Source organism: Lentzea sp. NPDC020367 (genome assembly GCF_044387305.1).
Taxonomy (GTDB): domain Bacteria; phylum Actinomycetota; class Actinomycetes; order Mycobacteriales; family Pseudonocardiaceae; genus Lentzea.
In genome coordinates, this window is sequence record NZ_JBIRVV010000005.1 from 566,644 (window position 1) to 584,977 (window position 18,334).

Annotated in this window: 20 protein-coding genes; 6 read left to right on the plus strand and 14 right to left on the minus strand. The window is 69.5% G+C overall.

The genetic code is table 11. From position 1 onward, the window contains the following. Positions 1 to 18: 18 nt before the first annotated feature. The 10 genes from ACH413_RS24585 to ACH413_RS24630 all read right to left on the minus strand — a co-directional run bounded on the left by ACH413_RS24585 (position 19) and on the right by ACH413_RS24630 (position 9,767). A complete protein-coding gene (locus ACH413_RS24585; RefSeq protein WP_030477953.1) occupies positions 19 to 699 on the minus strand; it encodes a response regulator transcription factor in 681 nt (226 codons plus the stop codon). Continuing rightward, positions 696 to 1,868 (minus strand): ATP-binding protein, encoded by a 1,173-nt coding sequence (locus tag ACH413_RS24590; RefSeq protein WP_360045291.1) that lies wholly within the window; start codon positions 1,866 to 1,868, stop codon positions 696 to 698. Before ACH413_RS24590 ends, ACH413_RS24585 begins: the two co-directional genes overlap by 4 nt. A 178-nt stretch (positions 1,869 to 2,046) precedes the next feature. Further along, entirely contained in the window at positions 2,047 to 2,793 is a 747-nt protein-coding gene (locus ACH413_RS24595; protein WP_360045293.1) for a phosphoglyceromutase, read from the minus strand. An 86-nt stretch (positions 2,794 to 2,879) separates the two neighbouring features. After that, positions 2,880 to 3,140: a hypothetical protein gene (locus ACH413_RS24600; protein WP_360045295.1), complete on the minus strand. Its 261-nt coding sequence runs from the start codon at positions 3,138 to 3,140 to the stop codon at positions 2,880 to 2,882. 71 nt (positions 3,141 to 3,211) lie between these two features. Beyond that, positions 3,212 to 4,777, minus strand: coding sequence for a 4-coumarate--CoA ligase family protein (locus ACH413_RS24605; RefSeq protein ID WP_360045297.1), 1,566 nt, complete (start codon positions 4,775 to 4,777; stop codon positions 3,212 to 3,214). 410 nt (positions 4,778 to 5,187) lie between these two features. Next, the gene (locus ACH413_RS24610) at positions 5,188 to 6,018 is read right to left on the minus strand and encodes a DUF4349 domain-containing protein (protein ID WP_396425143.1); all 831 of its coding nucleotides are present in this window, start codon (positions 6,016 to 6,018) and stop codon (positions 5,188 to 5,190) included. Positions 6,019 to 6,099: 81 nt separating this feature from the next. Continuing rightward, a complete protein-coding gene (locus ACH413_RS24615) occupies positions 6,100 to 6,579 on the minus strand; it encodes a YbjN domain-containing protein (RefSeq protein WP_319976764.1) in 480 nt (159 codons plus the stop codon). Then, the gene (gene mshA, locus ACH413_RS24620; protein WP_360045301.1) at positions 6,576 to 7,823 is read right to left on the minus strand and encodes a D-inositol-3-phosphate glycosyltransferase; all 1,248 of its coding nucleotides are present in this window, start codon (positions 7,821 to 7,823) and stop codon (positions 6,576 to 6,578) included. Before mshA ends, ACH413_RS24615 begins: the two co-directional genes overlap by 4 nt. After that, positions 7,820 to 8,584: an alpha/beta hydrolase gene (locus tag ACH413_RS24625; protein ID WP_360045303.1), complete on the minus strand. Its 765-nt coding sequence runs from the start codon at positions 8,582 to 8,584 to the stop codon at positions 7,820 to 7,822. Before ACH413_RS24625 ends, mshA begins: the two co-directional genes overlap by 4 nt. 43 nt (positions 8,585 to 8,627) lie before the next feature. Beyond that, on the minus strand, positions 8,628 to 9,767 hold the full coding sequence (locus tag ACH413_RS24630) for an Ig-like domain-containing protein (protein ID WP_360045305.1): 1,140 nt from the start codon (positions 9,765 to 9,767) through the stop codon (positions 8,628 to 8,630). Between the two features lie 92 nt (positions 9,768 to 9,859). On the opposite strand from ACH413_RS24630, the gene ACH413_RS24635 reads away from it, so the two are divergent. Next, the gene (locus tag ACH413_RS24635; protein ID WP_360045307.1) at positions 9,860 to 10,591 is read left to right on the plus strand and encodes an SDR family NAD(P)-dependent oxidoreductase; all 732 of its coding nucleotides are present in this window, start codon (positions 9,860 to 9,862) and stop codon (positions 10,589 to 10,591) included. Here the strand turns inward: ACH413_RS24635 and ACH413_RS24640 are convergent. After that, positions 10,545 to 11,558 (minus strand): hypothetical protein, encoded by a 1,014-nt coding sequence (locus ACH413_RS24640; RefSeq protein WP_360045309.1) that lies wholly within the window; start codon positions 11,556 to 11,558, stop codon positions 10,545 to 10,547. The genes ACH413_RS24635 and ACH413_RS24640 overlap by 47 nt on opposite strands. 94 nt (positions 11,559 to 11,652) lie before the next feature. Next, positions 11,653 to 12,753 (minus strand): UDP-N-acetylmuramate dehydrogenase, encoded by a 1,101-nt coding sequence (locus tag ACH413_RS24645; protein ID WP_245822742.1) that lies wholly within the window; start codon positions 12,751 to 12,753, stop codon positions 11,653 to 11,655. On the opposite strand from ACH413_RS24645, the gene ACH413_RS24650 reads away from it, so the two are divergent. The 4 genes from ACH413_RS24650 to purU are packed head-to-tail and all read left to right on the plus strand — an operon-like array spanning position 12,752 to position 15,650. Beyond that, positions 12,752 to 13,240 carry a DUF2505 domain-containing protein gene (locus ACH413_RS24650; RefSeq protein WP_360045311.1) on the plus strand — a complete coding sequence of 163 codons (489 nt, stop codon included), beginning with the start codon at positions 12,752 to 12,754 and terminating at the stop codon, positions 13,238 to 13,240. The two genes, ACH413_RS24645 and ACH413_RS24650, sit on opposite strands and share 2 nt — an antisense overlap. Continuing rightward, entirely contained in the window at positions 13,219 to 14,025 is an 807-nt protein-coding gene (locus ACH413_RS24655) for a class I SAM-dependent methyltransferase (protein WP_360045313.1), read from the plus strand. The genes ACH413_RS24650 and ACH413_RS24655 overlap by 22 nt, the downstream gene beginning before the upstream one ends. Before the next feature lie 10 nt (positions 14,026 to 14,035). Then, entirely contained in the window at positions 14,036 to 14,761 is a 726-nt protein-coding gene (locus tag ACH413_RS24660) for a maleylpyruvate isomerase family mycothiol-dependent enzyme (protein WP_360045315.1), read from the plus strand. 37 nt (positions 14,762 to 14,798) lie between these two features. Then, the gene (purU, locus tag ACH413_RS24665; protein ID WP_360045317.1) at positions 14,799 to 15,650 is read left to right on the plus strand and encodes a formyltetrahydrofolate deformylase; all 852 of its coding nucleotides are present in this window, start codon (positions 14,799 to 14,801) and stop codon (positions 15,648 to 15,650) included. A gap of 20 nt (positions 15,651 to 15,670) precedes the next feature. Here purU and ACH413_RS24670 read toward each other — a convergent pair whose 3' ends face one another. After that, positions 15,671 to 16,645: an aminotransferase class III-fold pyridoxal phosphate-dependent enzyme gene (locus tag ACH413_RS24670; RefSeq protein WP_360045319.1), complete on the minus strand. Its 975-nt coding sequence runs from the start codon at positions 16,643 to 16,645 to the stop codon at positions 15,671 to 15,673. Between the two features lie 126 nt (positions 16,646 to 16,771). Between ACH413_RS24670 and ACH413_RS24675 the strand changes: the two genes are divergently transcribed. Continuing rightward, entirely contained in the window at positions 16,772 to 17,839 is a 1,068-nt protein-coding gene (locus ACH413_RS24675; RefSeq protein WP_360045321.1) for a hypothetical protein, read from the plus strand. On the opposite strand, the gene ACH413_RS24680 is transcribed toward ACH413_RS24675, so the two are convergent. Next, complete coding sequence (locus ACH413_RS24680) at positions 17,840 to 18,304, minus strand: hypothetical protein (RefSeq protein ID WP_360045323.1); 465 nt, start codon at positions 18,302 to 18,304, stop codon at positions 17,840 to 17,842. It lies immediately after the preceding gene. Positions 18,305 to 18,334 lie beyond the last annotated feature (30 nt).

Here is an 18,334-nt window from a genome sequence, read left to right on the forward strand (position 1 = left end):
GGTACCTGGTCGTGTCCGTCAGGACTCGAACTTGTAACCCAGACCCCTGACCGTAACGAGATGGCGCGGTGCCGAGGGGTCGGGTTCGATCTTCGAACGGAGCCGCTTGACGTGCACGTCCAGCGTCTTCGTGTCGCCCACGTAGTCCGCTCCCCACACGCGGTCGATCAGCTGACCCCTGGTCAGGACGCGGCCGACGTTGCGCAGCAGGTACTCGAGGAGGTCGAACTCCTTGAGCGGCAGGCTGATGTCCTGACCCGCGACGGTGACGACGTGGCGTTCCACGTCCATCCGCACCGGGCCGGCCTCCAGGATCTGCGGCAGCAGGTCCTCGGACTCGCCGCCGCGGCGCAGCACCGCGCGGATGCGGGCGATGAGCTCCCGCGCCGAGTACGGCTTGGTGACGTAGTCGTCGGCGCCGAGCTCGAGGCCGACGACCTTGTCGATCTCGCTGTCGCGGGCCGTCACCATGATCACGGGGACGGCGGAGCGCTGACGGAGCTGCTTGCACACGTCCGTGCCGCTCATGCCGGGCAGCATCAGGTCGAGCAGCACGATGTCGGCACCGTTGCGGTCGAACTCCTCGAGCGCCTCCTGGCCGGTGGCCGCGAGCGCCGCGGTGAACCCTTCCTTGCGCAGCAGGAAGGCGAGCGGATCGGCGAAGGACTCCTCGTCCTCCACGATGAGCACTCTGGTCACAGCTCTCCTCCTGGGTCACCCGCGCCGGAAGGCACGAGAGTCGGATTCGGTTCGGTCGCCGCGGCGGGAATCCGCAGCGTGAAGGTGGACCCCGTTCCTGGCAGGCTCCACAGCTTCACCTCACCGCCGTGGTTGGCGGCGACGTGCTTGACGATCGCGAGCCCGAGACCGGTGCCCCCGGTCGCGCGCGATCGGGCCTTGTCGACGCGGTAGAAGCGCTCGAAGACGCGGATCTGCTGGTCCTCGGCGATGCCGATGCCGCGGTCGGTCACCGCGATCTCGACGTGCCCGTCCACCAGCCGCCGGCTCACGCTCACCGGACTGCCGGGCGGCGAGTACGCGACGGCGTTGTCCAGCAGGTTCGTCAGCGCCGTGACCAGCAACGACCGGTCGCCCGGCACGACGAACCCGCTCGGTTCGTCGACGTTGATGGAGATGTTGACGGACTCGGCGGCGAGCTTGGACCGCGACAGCGCCTCGTTGATCACGACGTCGATCTCGGTGTCGGACAGCTCCGGCAGCTTCTCGGCGCCCTGCAACCGGGACAGCGCGATCAGCTCGGTGACGAGCGTGCCGAGGCGGGTGGCCTCCTGCATGATCTTCGCGCTGAACCGGCGGACCTCGTCCTGGTCGTCGCTCGCGTCCAGCACGGCCTCCGCCAGCAACGCGAGGGCCCCGACAGGGGTCTTGAGCTCGTGGCTGACGTTCGCCACGAAGTCGCGCCGGGTCTTCTCCAGCCGCACCGACTCCGACTCGTCCGTGGCGTCCACGACCGTGAAGTTCTCGATGAGCAGGCGGACCTCTGCGTGCACGGCCTCCGGCTGACGCCCGGTCCGATAGCCCTCCAACGGCGAGAGGTCGACGTACACGACCTCGTTGCTGCCGCGGACGCCCTCGGCCGCCTTGCGGGCCCGGTCGTCGACGCGGTTGTTGCGGACGATCCCGAGCTCTTCGGCGCGGGGGTTGTGCAGCACGACGTCACCGAAGTGGTTCAGCACCACGATGCCGTCGTGCGAGTCGTGCACGATCTGCTGGATGAGGTCGGCGACCGTGAGGCCTTCCGGCTTCTTCGGGTGCCGCGGGGCGGTGGACCGGCCGATGAAGAAAGCGGCGATCACGCCGATGAGCGCGAGGCCGATCGACACAGCGAGGTAACCCGTTGTGGTCACGAGGCGAATGGTAAGCAGCTCAGAGGTGTCTTGGCCTAGTGCGGAAGCGTGAACCGTGACACCCGCGACACCTCAATGGACGGTTGTTCCGTCCCTGGTCAGCCCGTGTTCACCCAACCGTGTCCTAAGACGCGAAAAGGCGCACCCGAACACCGGGTGCGCCTTTCTCGAAATGTGGTCAGCGACCTTGGTTCGCCACCGCCGCGATGGCGTCCTTGGCAGCGTCGGGGTCGAGGTACTCGCCACCCGGCTTGAGCGGCTTCAGGTCCTCGTCGAGGTCGTAGCGCAGCGGGATGCCGGTCGGGATGTTCAGGCCCGCGATGGCCTCGTCGGAGATGCCGTCGAGGTGCTTCACGAGGGCGCGCAGCGAGTTGCCGTGCGCGGCCACCAGGACCGTCTTGCCGGCGCGCAGGTCCGGGACGATCGCCTCGTCCCAGTACGGGAGCATGCGCTTCACGACGTCGAGCAGGCACTCGGTGAGCGGCAGGTCGGGGCCGAGGCCCGCGTAGCGCGGGTCGGTGTCCTGGCTGAACTCGCTGCCGGGCTCGATGGGCGGCGGCGGGGTGTCGTAGGAGCGGCGCCAGAGCATGAACTGCTCCTCGCCGAACTCCTCGAGCGTCTGCTTCTTGTTCTTGCCCTGCAACGCGCCGTAGTGGCGTTCGTTGAGACGCCAGTCGCGCTTGACCGGGATCCAGTGCCGGTCGGCGGCGTCGAGGGCCAGGTTCGCGGTCATGATCGCCCGGCGCATCAGCGACGTGTGCAGGATCTCCGGCAGGACGCCGGCGTCGCGCAGCAGCTGGCCGCCGCGACGGGCCTCCTTCTCACCCTTCTCCGACAGGGGAACGTCCACCCAGCCGGTGAAGAGGTTCTCCGCGTTCCACGTGCTCTCGCCGTGGCGGAGCAGGATCAAAGTTCCGACAGACATGGCGGCTAGCCTGCCATGCCGACCCCCGTGCCGTACCCCGGCCGGGCACCGTGATCCACGCCATGAGATTCGCCGGTGCGGACGGGCTACCGCTCCTCCAGTTCGGCCAGCACGTCGGCCGCGTCGCTGCTGCCCGCGCCGGCGAGGCGCCGCAGCTCGTCCAGGTCACCGCGCTCACCGGCCAGCTCCACCAGCACGTCCACGGCGTCGGACGAACCGCCGTCCGCGAGCCGGCGCAGCTCGTCGAAGTCGCCGCGTTCGCCCGCCAGCTCCACGAGCTGGTCCACGGCGTCGCTGTCGCCGGCCGCGGCGAGCACCCGCAACTTCCTCAGTTCTTCGTCGTCCACTTCGCCCACTTTCCGCCGAAACGCCGAGAGGCCCCGGCAGCATCCTGCCGGGGCCTCTCGGACGTCGCAGATCAGGCCTGTTCGCGGGCCCGCAGGTCCTTGCGCAGGATCTTGCCGGCGGCCGACTTCGGGATCGCCTCGATGAACTCGACCACGCGCACCTTCTTGTGCGGCGCGACGTGCGAGGCCACGAACGCCATCACGGCGTCGCCCTCGATCGACGATCCGGCCTGGCGCACCACGAACGCCTTCGGGATCTCCTCGCCGTCCGCGTCGCGCACGCCGATGACCGCCGCGTCGGCGATCTCCTCGTGGGTGAGCAGCACGGCCTCGAGCTCGGCCGGCGGGACCTGGTAGCCCTTGTACTTGATCAGTTCCTTGACGCGGTCGACGATCGAGACGATGCCGTCGGCGTCGATCACGGCCACGTCGCCGGTGTGCAGCCAGCCGTCGTCGTCGATGGTGGCGGCGGTGGCCTCGGCGTTGTTCAGGTAGCCCTTCATGATGTTCGGGCCCTTGCACCACAGCTCGCCGCGCTCGTCCACGCCGACGTCCTCGCCCGTCGCCGGGTCGACCAGGCGGCACTCGAGGTTCGGGATGATCACGCCGACGGTGCCGACCGAGATGTCGTCGCGGCCGTCCGGGATGGCGTGGCTGACCGGTGACATCTCCGTCATGCCGTAGCCCTGGACGACGCGGCAGCCGATGCGCTTGCGCACCGCGTCGGCGAGTTCGACGTCCAGCGGGGCAGCGCCGGAGAACAGCGTGTGCAGCGGGGACAGGTCGTACTTGTCGACGATCGGGTGCTTCGCCAGGGCGACGGCGACCGGCGGTGCGATGTAGACGCGGTCGGTCTTGTGCTCGGCGATGACGCGCAGGAACTCCGGCAGTTCGAACTTCGGCAGCGTCACGACGACACCGCCGATGTACAGGCCGTTGTTCATCAGGACCTGCATGCCGTAGATGTGGAAGAACGGCAATACCGCAAGAATTCGCGTGTGCGCGCCCACGTCCGAAAGAATTGGGCCGCATTGCACGAGATTCGCGACCAGATTTCGGTGCGTGAGCATTACGCCCTTGGGCAACGCCGTCGTGCCGGACGAGTACGGCAGCACCGCCAGGTCCTCGGACGGGTTGATCGTCACCTCGGGCACCGGGTGGTCGTTCGCCAGCAGCTCGGGCAACGACGGGTAGCCCTCCGCGCCGTCGAGCACGACCACGTCGGTCACACCGGCCTTCGCGGCGCCGGGGGCGGCGTTGGGCAGCAGCACCGAGACGGTGAACAGCATCTTCGCGCCCGCGTCGTGCAGCTGGTGCGCGACCTCGTCGGGCGTGTAGAGCGCGTTGATCGTGGTGGCCGTGGCGCCCGCACGCAGGATGCCGTGGAACACGACGGCGTAGTACGGCGTGTTCGGGCTGAGGATGCCGACGACATCACCCTTCCCAATACCTCGCGCGGCCAGCGCGGCGGCCATCCGGTCGATGGCTCCGGCGAGCTGGCCGTAGGTCATCGACGCGCCGGACATGCCGTCGATCAGCGCAACCCGGTCCACCCGGTCGGCGATGTCGCCGAACAACAGCTGGTGCAGCGACACATCGGGGATCTCGACATCGGGGTACGGACTGCGAAAGACCATGCGGCGACCTCATTCACTCGCTGTACAGCGCTGTACACCCAGCCTGTGGGGTCATCGTGATCCAGGCCACTGAGCAGGTCAAGGACTGCTCGATCGCTACAGATACGTTACTTAGCACGTCTAAATACACTCGAATGGAGTAATACAAGCACTTGTGATCGCAAGGATGTATCTGAGAAGTTGATACCGCCTCCGCGAGTCGGCTCCCACGCTTACTCGACGAGCGCGAGGCACCGAGCGCGATTCGTCATCCCCCGTCGAATCGCGTGGCCCGCTTGGGATCCGCAGGCACCCCCCGTCCACGGATCCACAGCAGCGGGGACCTTTGACGCGGGACGGCTCGATGCGACTCCCCCTCTCTCCCGAGCCGTTCCGCGCATCATCAAAGGCACACTCTCAGTAGAACTTGATCAGGCTGCTTCGTTCATTCGGGTGACACGCCTGCGTCGACGCAGGACGTAGATCACCACCGCCGCGGGCACTCCCAGCGCTACGACGAACGGCAGCAGGGCGCCGGCCGCGATCAGGATCCCGTTCAGCACGGCGAGCAACGCGCTCCAGCCCCCGGCGAGCGCGCTCAGGAACCCGGCCTTCTCCGGCTCCGGCGGCGCGATCGGCACGGTCGCGACCTGCACGGTCAACGTCGCCATCGCGACCTTGCCCTTCAGCGACTCGCTGCGCCGCTGCTGGGACTCCAGCTCGGCCTGCCGCTTCGTCAGCTCGGACTCGATCTGCGCGATCTCGGCCGTCGTCCCGGCCCGCTCGAACAGCACGCGGAGCCGCTCGACGCTGGCCTTCTGCGTCGCGATCCGCGCCTCGACGTCCACCAGCTGGTCGGTGACGTCCTCGCTGCGCACCTCGCTGCGGGTGACCTCCCCGACGCTCCCGAGATCGCGCACGACCCGGTCCAGCTCGGACGACGGCACCCGCACGGTCACGGATCCCGACCTGCTGGTCGAGTTCTCCTGCCCCGCGAACCCGCCGACCGCCGTGGCCCGGTCCTTGATCTGACCGATGGCCTTCAGCACGTCATCGCTGCGTAAGTCGACAGTGGCCGTGCGCACCAACTGCCGTTCCTGCTGCTGCACCGGCTGCACGGCCTGTGCGGCGTTGTTCTCCTGCTGCGGCGCCTTCTGCTGTGCCGCCTGCGGAGGCGCGGCGGCATCCTTCGCCGCCGACCCACCACCACTCATGTTGCTGCTGCACCCCGCCGTGACAAGGGTCAGCAACGCGACTCCCACCCACACCCCTGGTCTGCGCATGCCCATCGGACGGGACGGCGGGGACGGGTGGTTGCCGGGGAAGCCGAAACGAGTTGCCCGCTAGTCCGAAACGAGATGTTGGAAGGCCTGCAGGTTCGCCAGCGACTCGCCGCGCGACACCCGCCACGCCCACTCCCGCCGGATCGCGTCGGCGAACCCGATCTCGAGCAACGGGTTGAAGTCGCCGTCCGCCGCCTCCAGCACCTGCCCGAGCACGCGGTCCAGCTCGTCGGGCGTCACGGCGTGCTTGCCGACCCGTCCGACCAGGTAGATGTCACCCTCGGCGTCGATCGTGTAGTGCACGCCGTACAGCCGTGCGTTACGGCGCAGCAGGAACCGGTACACGTCCTCGAACGACTGGTCCGGCCGCCGGCACACGAACGCCTCGACCACCAGCGCGTGCTTCGTCTCGACCAGCCACAGGTTCGTCTGGAGCTTCTTGGTGCCCGGCAGCGTCACGAAGAACTTGCCGGGCTCGCTCCGGTCGTACTTCAGCTCCCGCTCGTCCAGAAAAGCCTTGATGACGCCATCGATGCTCAAGCGAAAACCTCCCGGCGGAACACGTCTCCCGCCTCTTGATACCCCGCCAGCAGGGCGTCAGTCGTGCGGTCCCACGAGAAGCGTCGCGCATGCCCCACGGCGTTGCTCGCCAGGTGCTCCCGCTGCGGCAGCGCGACCCCGTTGATTGCGGAAGCCCACTCACCGGCCTCGTGCCCGTGCACGAGCACCCCGGACACGCCGTCGTTGACCGCCACCGGCAACCCTCCGACGGCCGCCGCGATCACCGGCGTCCCGCAGGCCTGGGCCTCCAGCGCGACCAGCCCGAACGACTCGTTGTAGCTCGGCACGGCGACCAGGTCCGCGGCCCGGTAGACCTCCGCCAGCGCCGGACCCGGCTGCGGCGGCAGGAACCGCACGACGTCCGTGATCTGCAGCTGAGCGGCCAGTTCTTCCAGCGCCTTGGGCCGTTCCGTGCCGCTGCCCGACGGCCCGCCGACGATCAGCACGACGAGCTTCGACCGCAGCCCGGGGTCGCGCACGAGCATCTCGGCGGCCGCCCGGAGCAGCACGTCAGGGGCCTTCAGCGGCTGGATCCTGCCGACGAACGCCAGCACGATCGCGTCCTGCGGGATGCCGAGCGCCTGCCTGGCCGCGCACTGGTCGCCCGGCGTGAAGCGGTCGAGGTCCACACCTGGCGGCACGACGGCCACCTTGGACGGCTCCGCGTCGTAGAGCTTGATCAGTTCGCCGGCCTCGATGTCGGTGTTCGCCACGAGCCGGTCCGACTCCGCGACGACCTGCTCCTCGCCGATCACCCGCATCCGCGGCTCCGGCGCGTCGCCCTCGGCCAGCGCCAGGTTCTTCACCTTGGCGAGCGTGTGCGCGGTGTGCACCAGGGGCACGCCCCAGCGTTCGCGGGCGATCCAGCCGACCTGCCCGGACAGCCAGTAGTGCGAGTGGATCGCGTCGTAGTAGCCGGGCTCGTGCCGTGCCTCCGCCCGCAGGACGCCCGCGGAGAACGCGCAGAGCTGACTCGGCAGTTCCTCCTTGCCGAGCCCCTCGAACGGACCGGCGGCGACGTTGCGGACGCGCACACCCGGCGCCAGCTCGACCACCGGCGGCAGCTCCGACGACGTGGCACGGGTGAAGATCTCGACCTCGACACCGCGCTGGGCCATCCGTGTGGCCGTCTGCACGATGTAGACGTTCATCCCGCCCGCATCACCCGTCCCCGGCTGTTCGAGCGGCGAGGTGTGCACTGAGAGCACCGCTACGCGCTTCATCGGGCGACTCGCAGCAGATCGGCGGCGAACCGCGCGGGCCGCTCCAGGAAGGGCGCGTGCGCGGTCTCGGGGTACAGGCTCAACTCGGCTCCGGGGATCAGGGCGGCGGAGTACTCGGCGGCGGCAGGGGCGACCACCTCGTCTTGAGTTCCGTGCACGACCAGAGTCGGCACGTCGACGGCCTTCAGCACGTCGGCGCTGCCCACATCCCTGCGGAACAGCTCACCTCGCACTTTATGGCTCACGGAGGTCGCGGAGGCAGTGAGCTTCGCGACGGTCCCAGCAGGCAGGAGAGGTGCCATGGCCTCGCAGAACTTCGCCATCACGAGGTCGTCGGTGAGCGCGCCGGGCAGTGCGTCCCGCATCACCGGCCCGGTCTCGCCCCCAGGGCGACCGCGGCCGATCTCGGTGATCGCGCTCACGAACACCAGCGCGTTGATGCCCGCCGTCCCGTGGACGCGCAGGTAGTCGGTGATGACGAGCCCGCCGTAGGACCATCCGACGACGGTCGCGGGCCCTGTGTGGTCGAGCACGGCTTTGAGATCCGCGGCCCACTGGGCGGAATCGCGGTAGTCGCCGAAGTCGTCCGATTCGCCGTGTCCGCGCAGGTCGACGGCGTAGGTGCGAAAGCCGGGCAGGTCCCAGACGGCACCCGTCTGCGCCCAGCCGTGGATCAGGACCACCGGCGGAGCGTCGGCCGGACCTGCCTCACGTACGGCCAGTCGTCCCCCGCCGGCCGCCGCCACGTGTGTCAGATGCACACCTGTACGAACGACCTGGTCGGGGGACGCATTCCCGCCGGTCCTACTTGATGGCGGACTTGCCCTTCCACTGGTCCCACGAGAGCTGCCAGTCGTACCAGTCGAACTGGGCCGGCAGCGTCGTGATCGAGCCGGTCACCTCGACCGGGTCACCGACCAGCGCCGAGTCGTAGTACGCCTTCGCGTCGGCTTCCAGCAGGTTCGCGCAGCCGTGCGAGGTGTTGTTGTTGCCGATGTTCGCCGCGTTGTCGTTGTTCTCGTGGATGAACTCGCCGTGGTTGGAGAACCGGACGGCCCACTTCTTCACGACGTTGGTGTAGCCGTAGCGCGGGTTGTCGAACGAGAACGTGTCGTTCTTCGACATGACGACGAACGTGCCGTTCGGCGTGGTCAGCTCGGGGTCGGCGTCCTTGCCGAACGACGCCGGGTAGTCGGCGACCTGCGCGCCGTCGCGGAACACCTTGAGCCGGTGCGTCGGGTTGTCGATCTTCACGACCTGGTTGCGGCCGACGGTGAAGTCGCTGGTCACGTCGGCCTTGCCGAACGCGCCGCCGCCGTAGTTGACGCCGTAGAGCTTGGCCTCGACCTTGACCGTGGTGTTGGCGGGCCAGTACTTCTCCGGCCGGTAGTGCACTTCCTGGGCGCTGAGCCAGGCCCACGAGCCCTGGACGTTCGCCGAGCTGGTGACCTTGAGGGCCTTCTCGACGGTGGCCTTGTCCTTGACCGGCGCCTCGAACTTGACCATGATCGGCGCGGCGACGCCGACCGTCTGGTTGTCGGAGGGCCAGAGCGTCGCGCGGGTCTGCGAACCGGGCGCGACGGTGGTGAACGAGCCCTTGAGCTCGACCGGCTTGCCGTCGGAGCCGACGGCCTTGCCGTTGTAGCTGTACGTCTTGCCGTAGCCCAGGGGCTCGGCCGTCGTCCAGCCGGACTTGTCCTCGGTGAGGGTGCCCTTGACGTCGGCGCCCTCGGGGGACTTCAGTGCGACGGACTCGATCTTGCCGTCCACCACGGTGACCTGGACCGGGGTCGTGACCTGCACGTCCTTGGTTCCGTCGACCGGGGACAGGGTCACCTTCGCGGACGGCAACGAGCTGTCCGCCTTCGGCGATCCTGCCTCGACACTCGAGCAGCCGGTCAGCAGCGTCAGTCCGGCGACCAGCGCGACAAGTGTTCTCTTCACGGTTTCGACCTCCCACCATGGTGGACGTCCAGAACCCCATCGGGGTGTGAGTGATGTCAGTCACACCCTGTTCGGCACCTACGATCGAAGTCGTGAATCGACCTGTCGCAGTTGTGACCGGAGCTAGCGCGGGCATCGGCGAGGCCACCGCGCGCCGGTTGGCCGCCGAGGGCTTCCACGTCGTGCTCGGTGCACGTCGTCTGGACCTCCTCCACGTTATCGCGAAGGAGATCGACGGGACGGCCATCGAGCTGGACGTCACCGACGAAGCCTCCGTCGCCGCCTTCGCGGACCGGGTACCCCAGGCGAACGTCCTCGTGAACAACGCGGGCGGTGCGCGCGGGCTCTCGACCGTCGCCGAGGGGAGCGCGGACGAGTGGCGCTGGATGTGGGAGGCGAACGTCCTGGGCACCCTGCTGGTGACCAAGGCGTTCATCCCGAAGCTGATCGCGTCCGGGGACGGGCACATCGTGTCCGTGACGTCCATCGCCGCGTACGAGGCCTATGACAACGGCTCCGGGTACACGAGCGCCAAGCACGCCCAGTCGGCGTTGCACCGCACGTTGCGCGGCGAGCTGCTCGGTCAGCCGGTGCGGATCACCGAGATCCAGCCGGGCATGGTCGAGACGGACTTCTCGGCGAACCGGTTCGGCGGCGACACCGAGCGCGCGGCCAAGGTCTACCAGGGCATCACGCCGCTGGTCGCGGACGACGTGGCGGACGTGATCGCGTTCGCCGTCACCCGGCCCTCGCACGTGAACCTGGACACCATCGTGCTCAAGCCGCGGGCCCAGGCCTCCGCGACTCGGGCACACCGGGAGTGAGCAACTCCACGTCCAGCTGACGCAGGACGGGCTCGATGGGGTTCGCGAACCCCGTCGAGCCTGATCCGGCGACGTACAGGCCCACGACGAAGTTGTCGGCGTCGACCAGCACGGCGCCGCTGTCCCCGTGGTCGCCGAAGCGTTCGGACGAGTGGACGCGGATCTGGTCGCGCAACGTCCGGACGCCGATCCCGTCGCCGAAGTCGAGCCGCAGCGTCGAGTCCGTCGACTCGATCACGCCGTACGTGAGTTCGGTGGTGCGCCCTCGTTTGCGCACGGTCGAGCCGATGACCGCCCTGGCGCTGCCCATGATCGCGCCGACGTCGAGCACCTCCGCGCGAAACGGCCTGGCGCCCATCTTCAAGCCCGCCGCGGACACCGCTCCGGCGAGCGCCGCCCGGTCCAGCACGGCGATCTGGTCGGCACCTGGTACGCCACCGTCCACTCGGGACGGATGCACGAACTCGTCGCCCACCGACCACGAGTCGTCGACACACCCGACGTGGAAAGTGGTGAGCCCCAACACCTTGCGAGGCTCGTCACGGGTGAGGACGAACGCGCCGAGCGTGCCCGCGATCACGTACTCGCCGGCACGCTCGACCTCGGGCGGCACGACCCTGAACGTCCTGGCAGGGCCGATGCCGATGCCCCCGCGCAGCACCGGATGCCGTTCCGCCGCAACGGGTTGCCCGTCGGCGGCGCGGCTGATCCTGGCCCGGTGCAGCACGATCGACTCGGCGACCACATCGGTCGGCACGCCGCGGACCTCCACCGGGATCTGCTGCGGGTGGTCAGGTCCCTTGGCGCACACGTAGACCACGATCGCAGCCCTGCCCGTCGGGCGGCCGCGGGTGACCTTCTCGCCGATGTCGACGCCGATCACCCCTGGCCGGGACAGGAACTCGTCTTCGACCATGCGCTTGACCGGCCTGATGACCTCACGCGCGTTCTCGTCGAGGTAGCTCATGGCGACCCCCGTTCCAGCGGTCCTACCTCAATGAAACACGGGAAGTAGCGGTTCGTCACACGGAGTCACCCAGAAGGACTTACGGCCGACGGACTTACAGCTGAACGCCTACGAAGACCGGTTCGGGGTGCAGTTCCACGCCGAACGCCGCCCGTACGCCGTCGCGCACCTCGCGCGCCAGGTCGAGCAGGTCCTCGGTCGAGGCGCCGCCGCGGTTCGTCAGGGCCAGCGTGTGCTTGCCGGACAACGACACCCGGCCGCCCGGACCCTGGTGGCCCTTGCGGAACCCGGCCCGTTCGATCAGCCACGCGGCGGAGAGCTTCTTCTGGCCGTGGCCCGCGGGGTAGCTCGGCACGTCGACGTCGGCGCCGAGGCGTTCGGCGATGCGGATCAGCACGCCGCTGAACGTCGAGTCGTCGATGATCGGGTTGGTGAAGAACGAGCCCGCGCTCCACGTGTCGTGGTCGGTGGCGTCGAGCACCATGCCCTTGCCGCGCCGCAGTTCCAGCACGGCCTTGCGGGCGGCGTCCGCCGGAACGCGATCACCTTGCGCCACGCCGAGAACGCGCGCCAGCTCGCCGTAGCGGATCGGCGCGGACATGCCCCCGGAGGTCAGCGAGAACCTGGTGCGCAGCACGACCGCGTTGTCCGTGCCCTTGAGCACGCTGGTGCGGTAGTCGAGGCCCAGCTTGGCTGCGGGCACCTGGTGCACCTTGCCGCTGCGGCGGTCCAGCAGGTCCACCGACTGCAGCACCTGGGAGATCTCGACGCCGTACGCGCCGACGTTCTGCACGGGCGTGGCGCCGTTGAGGCCGGGGATGCCCGACAGGCACTCGAGCCCGCCGAGGCCCTGCGCGACCGCCTCGGCGACGACCGCGTCCCACTCCTCGCCCGCCTCGACGGTGAACTGGACGATGCCGCCGCCCAGCGGGTCGAGCCGGAAACCCTTGGTGGCGACGTGCACGACCGTGCCGTCGAAGCCGCCGTCGGAGATCACGAGGTTGGAGCCGCCACCGAGCACGAGGACCTTCTCGTCGGCGGCCGCGTCGGCTGTTCGCACGGCTTCGACCAGCTCAGCGGCGGTCGTGGCGTGGACGAACCGCGCGGCCGGGCCACCGAGTCGGAGCGTGGTGCGCTCGGCCAGAGGTACGGACTGCGTGGTGGTCACAGACGTCAACGGTAGCCTCCGCGACATGGCACGCCGCATCGAGCACCACACCACGTCACCCCATTCGGCGGAGAAGGTCTACGGCGCGATGGTCGACGAGACCTATCTGCGCGACCGGCTGGCGTCGATCGGTGGCCCCGGCGCCGCTCTCGTGACGTTCACCAAGGCGGACGATCACACGTCGTACCAGCTCAAGCAGGGTGTGCCCGCGGAGCACGTGCCGTCTGCGGTCAAGGCGGTGCTCGGTGGCGACCTGGTGATCCAGCGCACGGAGACCTGGGCGGCCGGTGCCGGCACCGTCGAGGTGGCCGTGGGCGGCGTGCCCGGCCGGCTCGAGGGCTCGTTCACCGTCCTGGACAACGGATCCGGCTCGAAGCTCACCCTCTCGGGGGAGGTCAAGGTCAGCATCCCGTTCGTCGGCGGCAAGATCGAGAAGCTGATCGCCGAGCAGGTCGCCGTGCTGCTCGACAAGGAGAGCGAGTTCACCTCTCAATGGCTCGCAAACCGCGGCTAGCGGCCGGCCGGGCCCGCGCGCTCGGCGTTCCGACCCGCGGCACGACCAACCCGAACCGCCTGCGCCGGGTCGACCGGTGGATGACCGGGACGCTGTCCGGCTTCCTGGCCGAGACCGCCGATCCGCTCGTGGTCGACCTCGGGTACGGGGCGACGCCGATCACCACCGTCGAAATGGCGTCGCGGCTGCGGGTCGTGCGGCCGGACGTGCGCGTGCTCGGGCTGGAGATCGACACCGACCGGGTCGAGGCGGGCAAGGCCGTCGCCGACCCGCCCTTCCTGGACTTCCGGCGCGGCGGCTTCGAACTGGCCGGTGCGCGGCCGGTGTTGTTGCGCGCCTTCAACGTGCTGCGCCAGTACACCGAGGAGCAGGCGTTCGAGGCGTGGGACACGATGCTCGGCCGGATGGCTCCCGGCGGGTTGGTCGTCGAGGGCACGTGCGACGAGATCGGGCGCCGGTGCACGTGGGTGACGCTGTCCGCCGACGGGCCGTTGCGGTTCACGCTGGCGTGCAAGCCGTCCGGCATCGACGTGCCCTCTGATCTCGCCGAGCGGCTGCCCAAGGCGTTGATCCACAAGAACGTGCCTGGCGAGCGCGTGCACGCGTTGCTGGCCGAACTGGACGCCTGCTGGGCCACCGCGGCGCCGTTCGCGCCGTTCGGGCCTCGGGCGCGGTGGGTGGAGTCGGCGCGGCTGCTGGCCGAGCGGGGCTGGCCGGTGCTGGACGACCGGCGGCGGTGGCGGCTCGGCGAAATCACGCTCGAATGGGCGGCTGTCGCACCCTAGTGTGGGTTTCGTGGACTTCGTCGCGCAGATCGAGACCCAGGCTTCCCTGCTCCGTTCGGCCGCTGTGAAGGCAGGTCCGGACGCCCCCGTCTCCACGTGTCCTGAGTGGACGGTGCGGAAACTGGTGCGGCACATCGCCGAGGTCCACACGTGGGCGGCGCAGGCCGTCGTCACCGAGCCCGAGGCGGGCCGGCCGGAGTGGTCCAAGGCCCCGCGGGACTGGGACGAAGCGCTTGCCTGGTGGGACAACGGTCTCTCGACGCTCGTCACCCGCCTGCGCGAGGTTCCCGCGGACCGTCCGGCGTGGACGTTCCAGGGTCCCTCGCACGCGGGGTTCTGGGCACGCAGGCAGGCGCACGAGACGTCGATCCACCGCCTGGACGCGGAACTCGCGACCGGTCACGAGCTGCCGTCGCTGGTCTTCGACCCGGAGTTCGCCGCGGACGGCATCGACGAGATGCTCACGATCATGATGCCCCGCCAGCTGGTGCTGGGCCGGGTGATCGAGGTGACCGGCCGGGTCCTCGTGCACGCCGCCGACGCGGGCCGCACGTGGGAGGTCTGGCTCGCGCCCGGTGAGCCGCTGGTCGTGACCGGGGTGCTGGACTCGGCCGTCGACGCCGACGTCACCCTCGCGGGCACGGCCGACGCCGTCTACCGCGCGCTGTGGGGTCGTCCGAGCCACGCGATCGTGACCGGAGACGAGTCGCTGTTGGCGGGGCTGCCCAGGCCGTGAATACTTCTGCGGCGTGTCATCGCCTGAGCGTCGCTATGTGATCACCTTCGGCTGTCCGGACCGCACCGGCATCATCGCGAGGATCTCGTCGTTCCTCGCGGACAACGGCGGCTGGATCGTCGAGGCCGCGTACCACACCGACCCGGACACGGGCTGGTTCTTCACGCGCCAGGAGGTCCGCGCGGACTCGCTGCCGTTCGGCGTGGACGAGCTGCGCTCCCGGTTCGCCGAGGTGGCCGCGGCGCTGGGCGCGCAGTCGACGTGGACGGTGACCGACACGGGTTCCCGAAAGCGCGTGGTCATCCTGGTGTCGAAGGAGGGCCACTGCCTGTACGACCTGCTGGCGCGCGTCGCGACCGGCGAGCTCGACGTCGAGGTGTCCGCCGTCATCGGCAACCACCCGGAACTCGGCGACATCACGCGCGCGCACGGCATCCCGTTCCACCACGTGCCGTTCCCCCCGAACGACCCCATGGGCAAGCAGGCGGCGTTCGCCCAGCTGCGTGAACTGGTGGAGAAGCACGATCCGCACGCCGTCGTGCTGGCCCGCTTCATGCAGATCCTGCCGCCGGAGATCTGCGCGGCGTGGACCGGCCGCACGATCAACATCCACCACAGCTTCCTGCCGTCGTTCATCGGCGCGCGCCCGTACCACCAGGCGCACCGCCGCGGCGTGAAGCTGGTCGGCGCGACGTGCCACTACGTCACGGCCGACCTGGACGCCGGGCCGATCATCGAGCAGGACGTGATGCGGGTGCACCACGGCGACTCGGTGGCGGACATGGTCCGCAAGGGACGCGACATCGAGAAGGTCGTGCTGGCGCGCGGGTTGCGGTGGCACCTGGAAGACCGCGTCCTGGTGCACGGCAACCAGACGGTGATCTTCTAGCGAACCCGCGCGCCGGCACGTCAGATCTTGTTGGCGGCCATCCCCACGGCTTCGATCATCCAGCCCGCGTCCTCCGCCGACATGACGGCGGGCGGGGTGAAGCTGACCGTCAGGCCGCGGAAGTCCGCCAGCACGCGCTGCCGCAGCAGCTCGCCGGTGAACACGTCGGCGGCGTGCTTGTCCGGCAGTTCGACGCCGAGCAGCAGCCCCGTCCCGGTCGCATGGGCCTTCCCCGCGACCACGGCCCGCAGCCCGAACAGCAGCTCGTCCCCGAGCAGCTTGGCGCGTTCCACCAGGCCCTCGGAGGCCGTGACGCGCAGGCAGGCGTTCACGGCGGCCGAGGCCAGCGGTGACACGGCTTCCGAGCCGCGCAGCAACGGCACCTCGACCTCGGCCGTGGCGACCACGGCGGCGATCGGGAGCACGCCGCCGGACAGGCCCTCGCCGACCAGCATGATGTCCGGCGTCACGCCGTCGAGGTCGACGCCCCACCACACGCCGAGGCGGCCGAGGCCGGAGCGCGTCTCGTCCACGATCATCAGGGCACCGGACTCGCGGCACACCTCGGCCACGGCGCTCAGGTAGCCGGTCGGCGGGAGCGAGGCGCCGCGGACCGGTTCCACGAGCACGCACGCCGGCGGTCCGGAGGCCAGGGTGGCGCGCAACGAGTCGACGCCGCCGTACGGGACGTCACCGGTGGTCAACACACGTGGGCGGCCGTTCGCCTGTGCGAGGGCAACGGCGAACTGGGCGGCCTCGGAGGCCGAGGCGAAGGTGTGTATGTGGTCGAGCCCGTTGGGGGTGACCAGGTCGAGCATCAGGCGGTCCAGCAGGGACGGCCGGCGCACCTGGCCGACCACGGCCTGCACCACGGCCGGGTGGGCGTGGCCGAGAAGAGGGACTCCGTACCCACCGCAGTCCAGGTACTCGACGCGGTGGGGATCTACCACTCGTGCGCCACGGGCGGCGCATCCGGTCAGCAGTTCGGTGGCCATTGCGGGGAACCTTTCCAGGGCAGCGCGGCCCGCGGCCGCTCGTCGGGATGGCGAGCGGACCTCAGTTCCCATTACTCATTCGGATTCCAGGCCACGTTGGTTCGCCCTGGGCATAGGCTTTTTCTCGTGCGGATCGAAATCACCGACCTCGACCAGCTGCGGGCAGCTCCTGACCTGCGCAAAGCCGTCATCATCGGGCTGGACCTCACTCGCGAGGACGTGCGGGTGCCACTGGACGGCGCGCTGCTGCTCGGCTGCACCCTCAGCGAGAGCATGCAGCGCCGGGCGGAGGCCGCGGGAGCGTTGATCTTCCCGGTCATCCCCGACCTGCCCTACGAGGTGTACCGGTCGGCCCTCTACACGCCGAAGGAGCTGTTCGCGGGCTTCGACCCGGCCGACCCCAAGTCGTACGCGGACACCCCGGACGCCGAGATCTACCGGCACAGCAAGCAGCAGGGCCACCACCCGGACCCGTTGCACGCGCTGGCCGAACGCCTGCACGACCACTCGATCACCGAGGCCCTCGACGAGACGCTGACGGGCTCGCCGGTCGCGGTCATGGGCGGCCACGCGCTCGCCCGCGGCACCGACGGCTACCGCAACGCCGTCGCGCTGGGCGCCTCACTGGGCAACGCGGGCTTCACCGTGCTGACCGGCGGCGGACCGGGCGCGATGGAGGCGGTGCCGCTGGGCGTGCGGCTCGGCGAGGTCGACCAGGCCGTGCTCGACGCCATCTCGCAGGCCCCGACGTTCGGCCACGACGACGAGTCGATCGGCCGGTGGCTCGCGGCGTTCCCGGAGATCCGCAGCTTCGACACCCCGCGCACGATCGGCATCCCGACCTGGTTCTACGGCCACGAGCCGCCCAACCCCGCCTGCGAACTGCACGCGAAGTACTTCGCGAACTCGGTGCGCGAGGAGGGCCTGCTGACCGTCGCGACCGGCGGCATCGTCTACACGCCGGGCAAGGCGGGCACGGTCCAGGAAGTCTTCCAGGACTTCACGCAGAACTACTACGGCAGCGTCGGCCCGGCCGCGCCCATGATCTTCCTGGGCAAGGCCTTCTGGACCGACGAGGTCCCGGCCGCGCCGCTGGTGCTGAAGCTCGCGGCGGGCCGGGAGGCCGAGCAGTGGATCCTCGTCACGGACGACGTGGACGAGGCGATCGAGCTACTGCAGAAGTACCAGTCCTAGTCACTGGTAGCGGTAGCCCGACGACGAGCAGACGATGTCGCCACCGGTGCTGCGGTTCCAGGTGCAGGGGAAGCCGTTCAGCACGCTGTCCTCGTAGTAGTCCTTGTTGCACTGGCCCCAGTTGCCCTTGCCGAGGCTGGTGATGCAGGTGCCGTTGCGGTACAGCGAGCCGTTGCGGATGTTCTCCCAGTACACACCGGCGGACGCACCGTCGGAGTCCTGGTCCTGCACCCACCAGTGGTCGCCGCCCTTCTCGTAGCAGATCTCGACGGCCGTGTAGGAGTGGCACGTCAGCTCCGAGCGGGGCGGCAGCGTGCCGGCGACGGCGAACTCGACGCCGTCGGCCGCCACGCCGATCTCGGACACCGCCCGCACCGACGTGGCCTCCGCCGAGGCGGTCGCGGGCATCAGGGAGCCCATCACGGCCAGAAAGGCCATGGAGACTGCGAGCACGAGCTTGCGCATAGAGATTTCCTCCTGTTCGTCAGGATTTCC

Bases quoted from the DNA above. Each gene is read 5' to 3' on its own strand.
- ACH413_RS24595 (WP_360045293.1), bottom strand. From the start codon at position 2,793: ATGTCTGTCGGAACTTTGATCCTGCTCCGCCACGGCGAGAGCACGTGG.
- ACH413_RS24605 (WP_360045297.1), bottom strand. From the start codon at position 4,777: ATGGTCTTTCGCAGTCCGTACCCCGATGTCGAGATCCCCGATGTGTCG.
- mshA (WP_360045301.1), bottom strand. From the start codon at position 7,823: ATGAAGCGCGTAGCGGTGCTCTCAGTGCACACCTCGCCGCTCGAACAG.
- ACH413_RS24640 (WP_360045309.1), bottom strand. From the start codon at position 11,558: ATGAGCTACCTCGACGAGAACGCGCGTGAGGTCATCAGGCCGGTCAAG.
- ACH413_RS24650 (WP_360045311.1), top strand. From the start codon at position 12,752: ATGGCACGCCGCATCGAGCACCACACCACGTCACCCCATTCGGCGGAG.
- ACH413_RS24645 (WP_245822742.1), bottom strand. From the start codon at position 12,753: ATGTCGCGGAGGCTACCGTTGACGTCTGTGACCACCACGCAGTCCGTA.
- ACH413_RS24655 (WP_360045313.1), top strand. From the start codon at position 13,219: ATGGCTCGCAAACCGCGGCTAGCGGCCGGCCGGGCCCGCGCGCTCGGC.
- ACH413_RS24670 (WP_360045319.1), bottom strand. From the start codon at position 16,645: ATGGCCACCGAACTGCTGACCGGATGCGCCGCCCGTGGCGCACGAGTG.
- ACH413_RS24680 (WP_360045323.1), bottom strand. From the start codon at position 18,304: ATGCGCAAGCTCGTGCTCGCAGTCTCCATGGCCTTTCTGGCCGTGATG.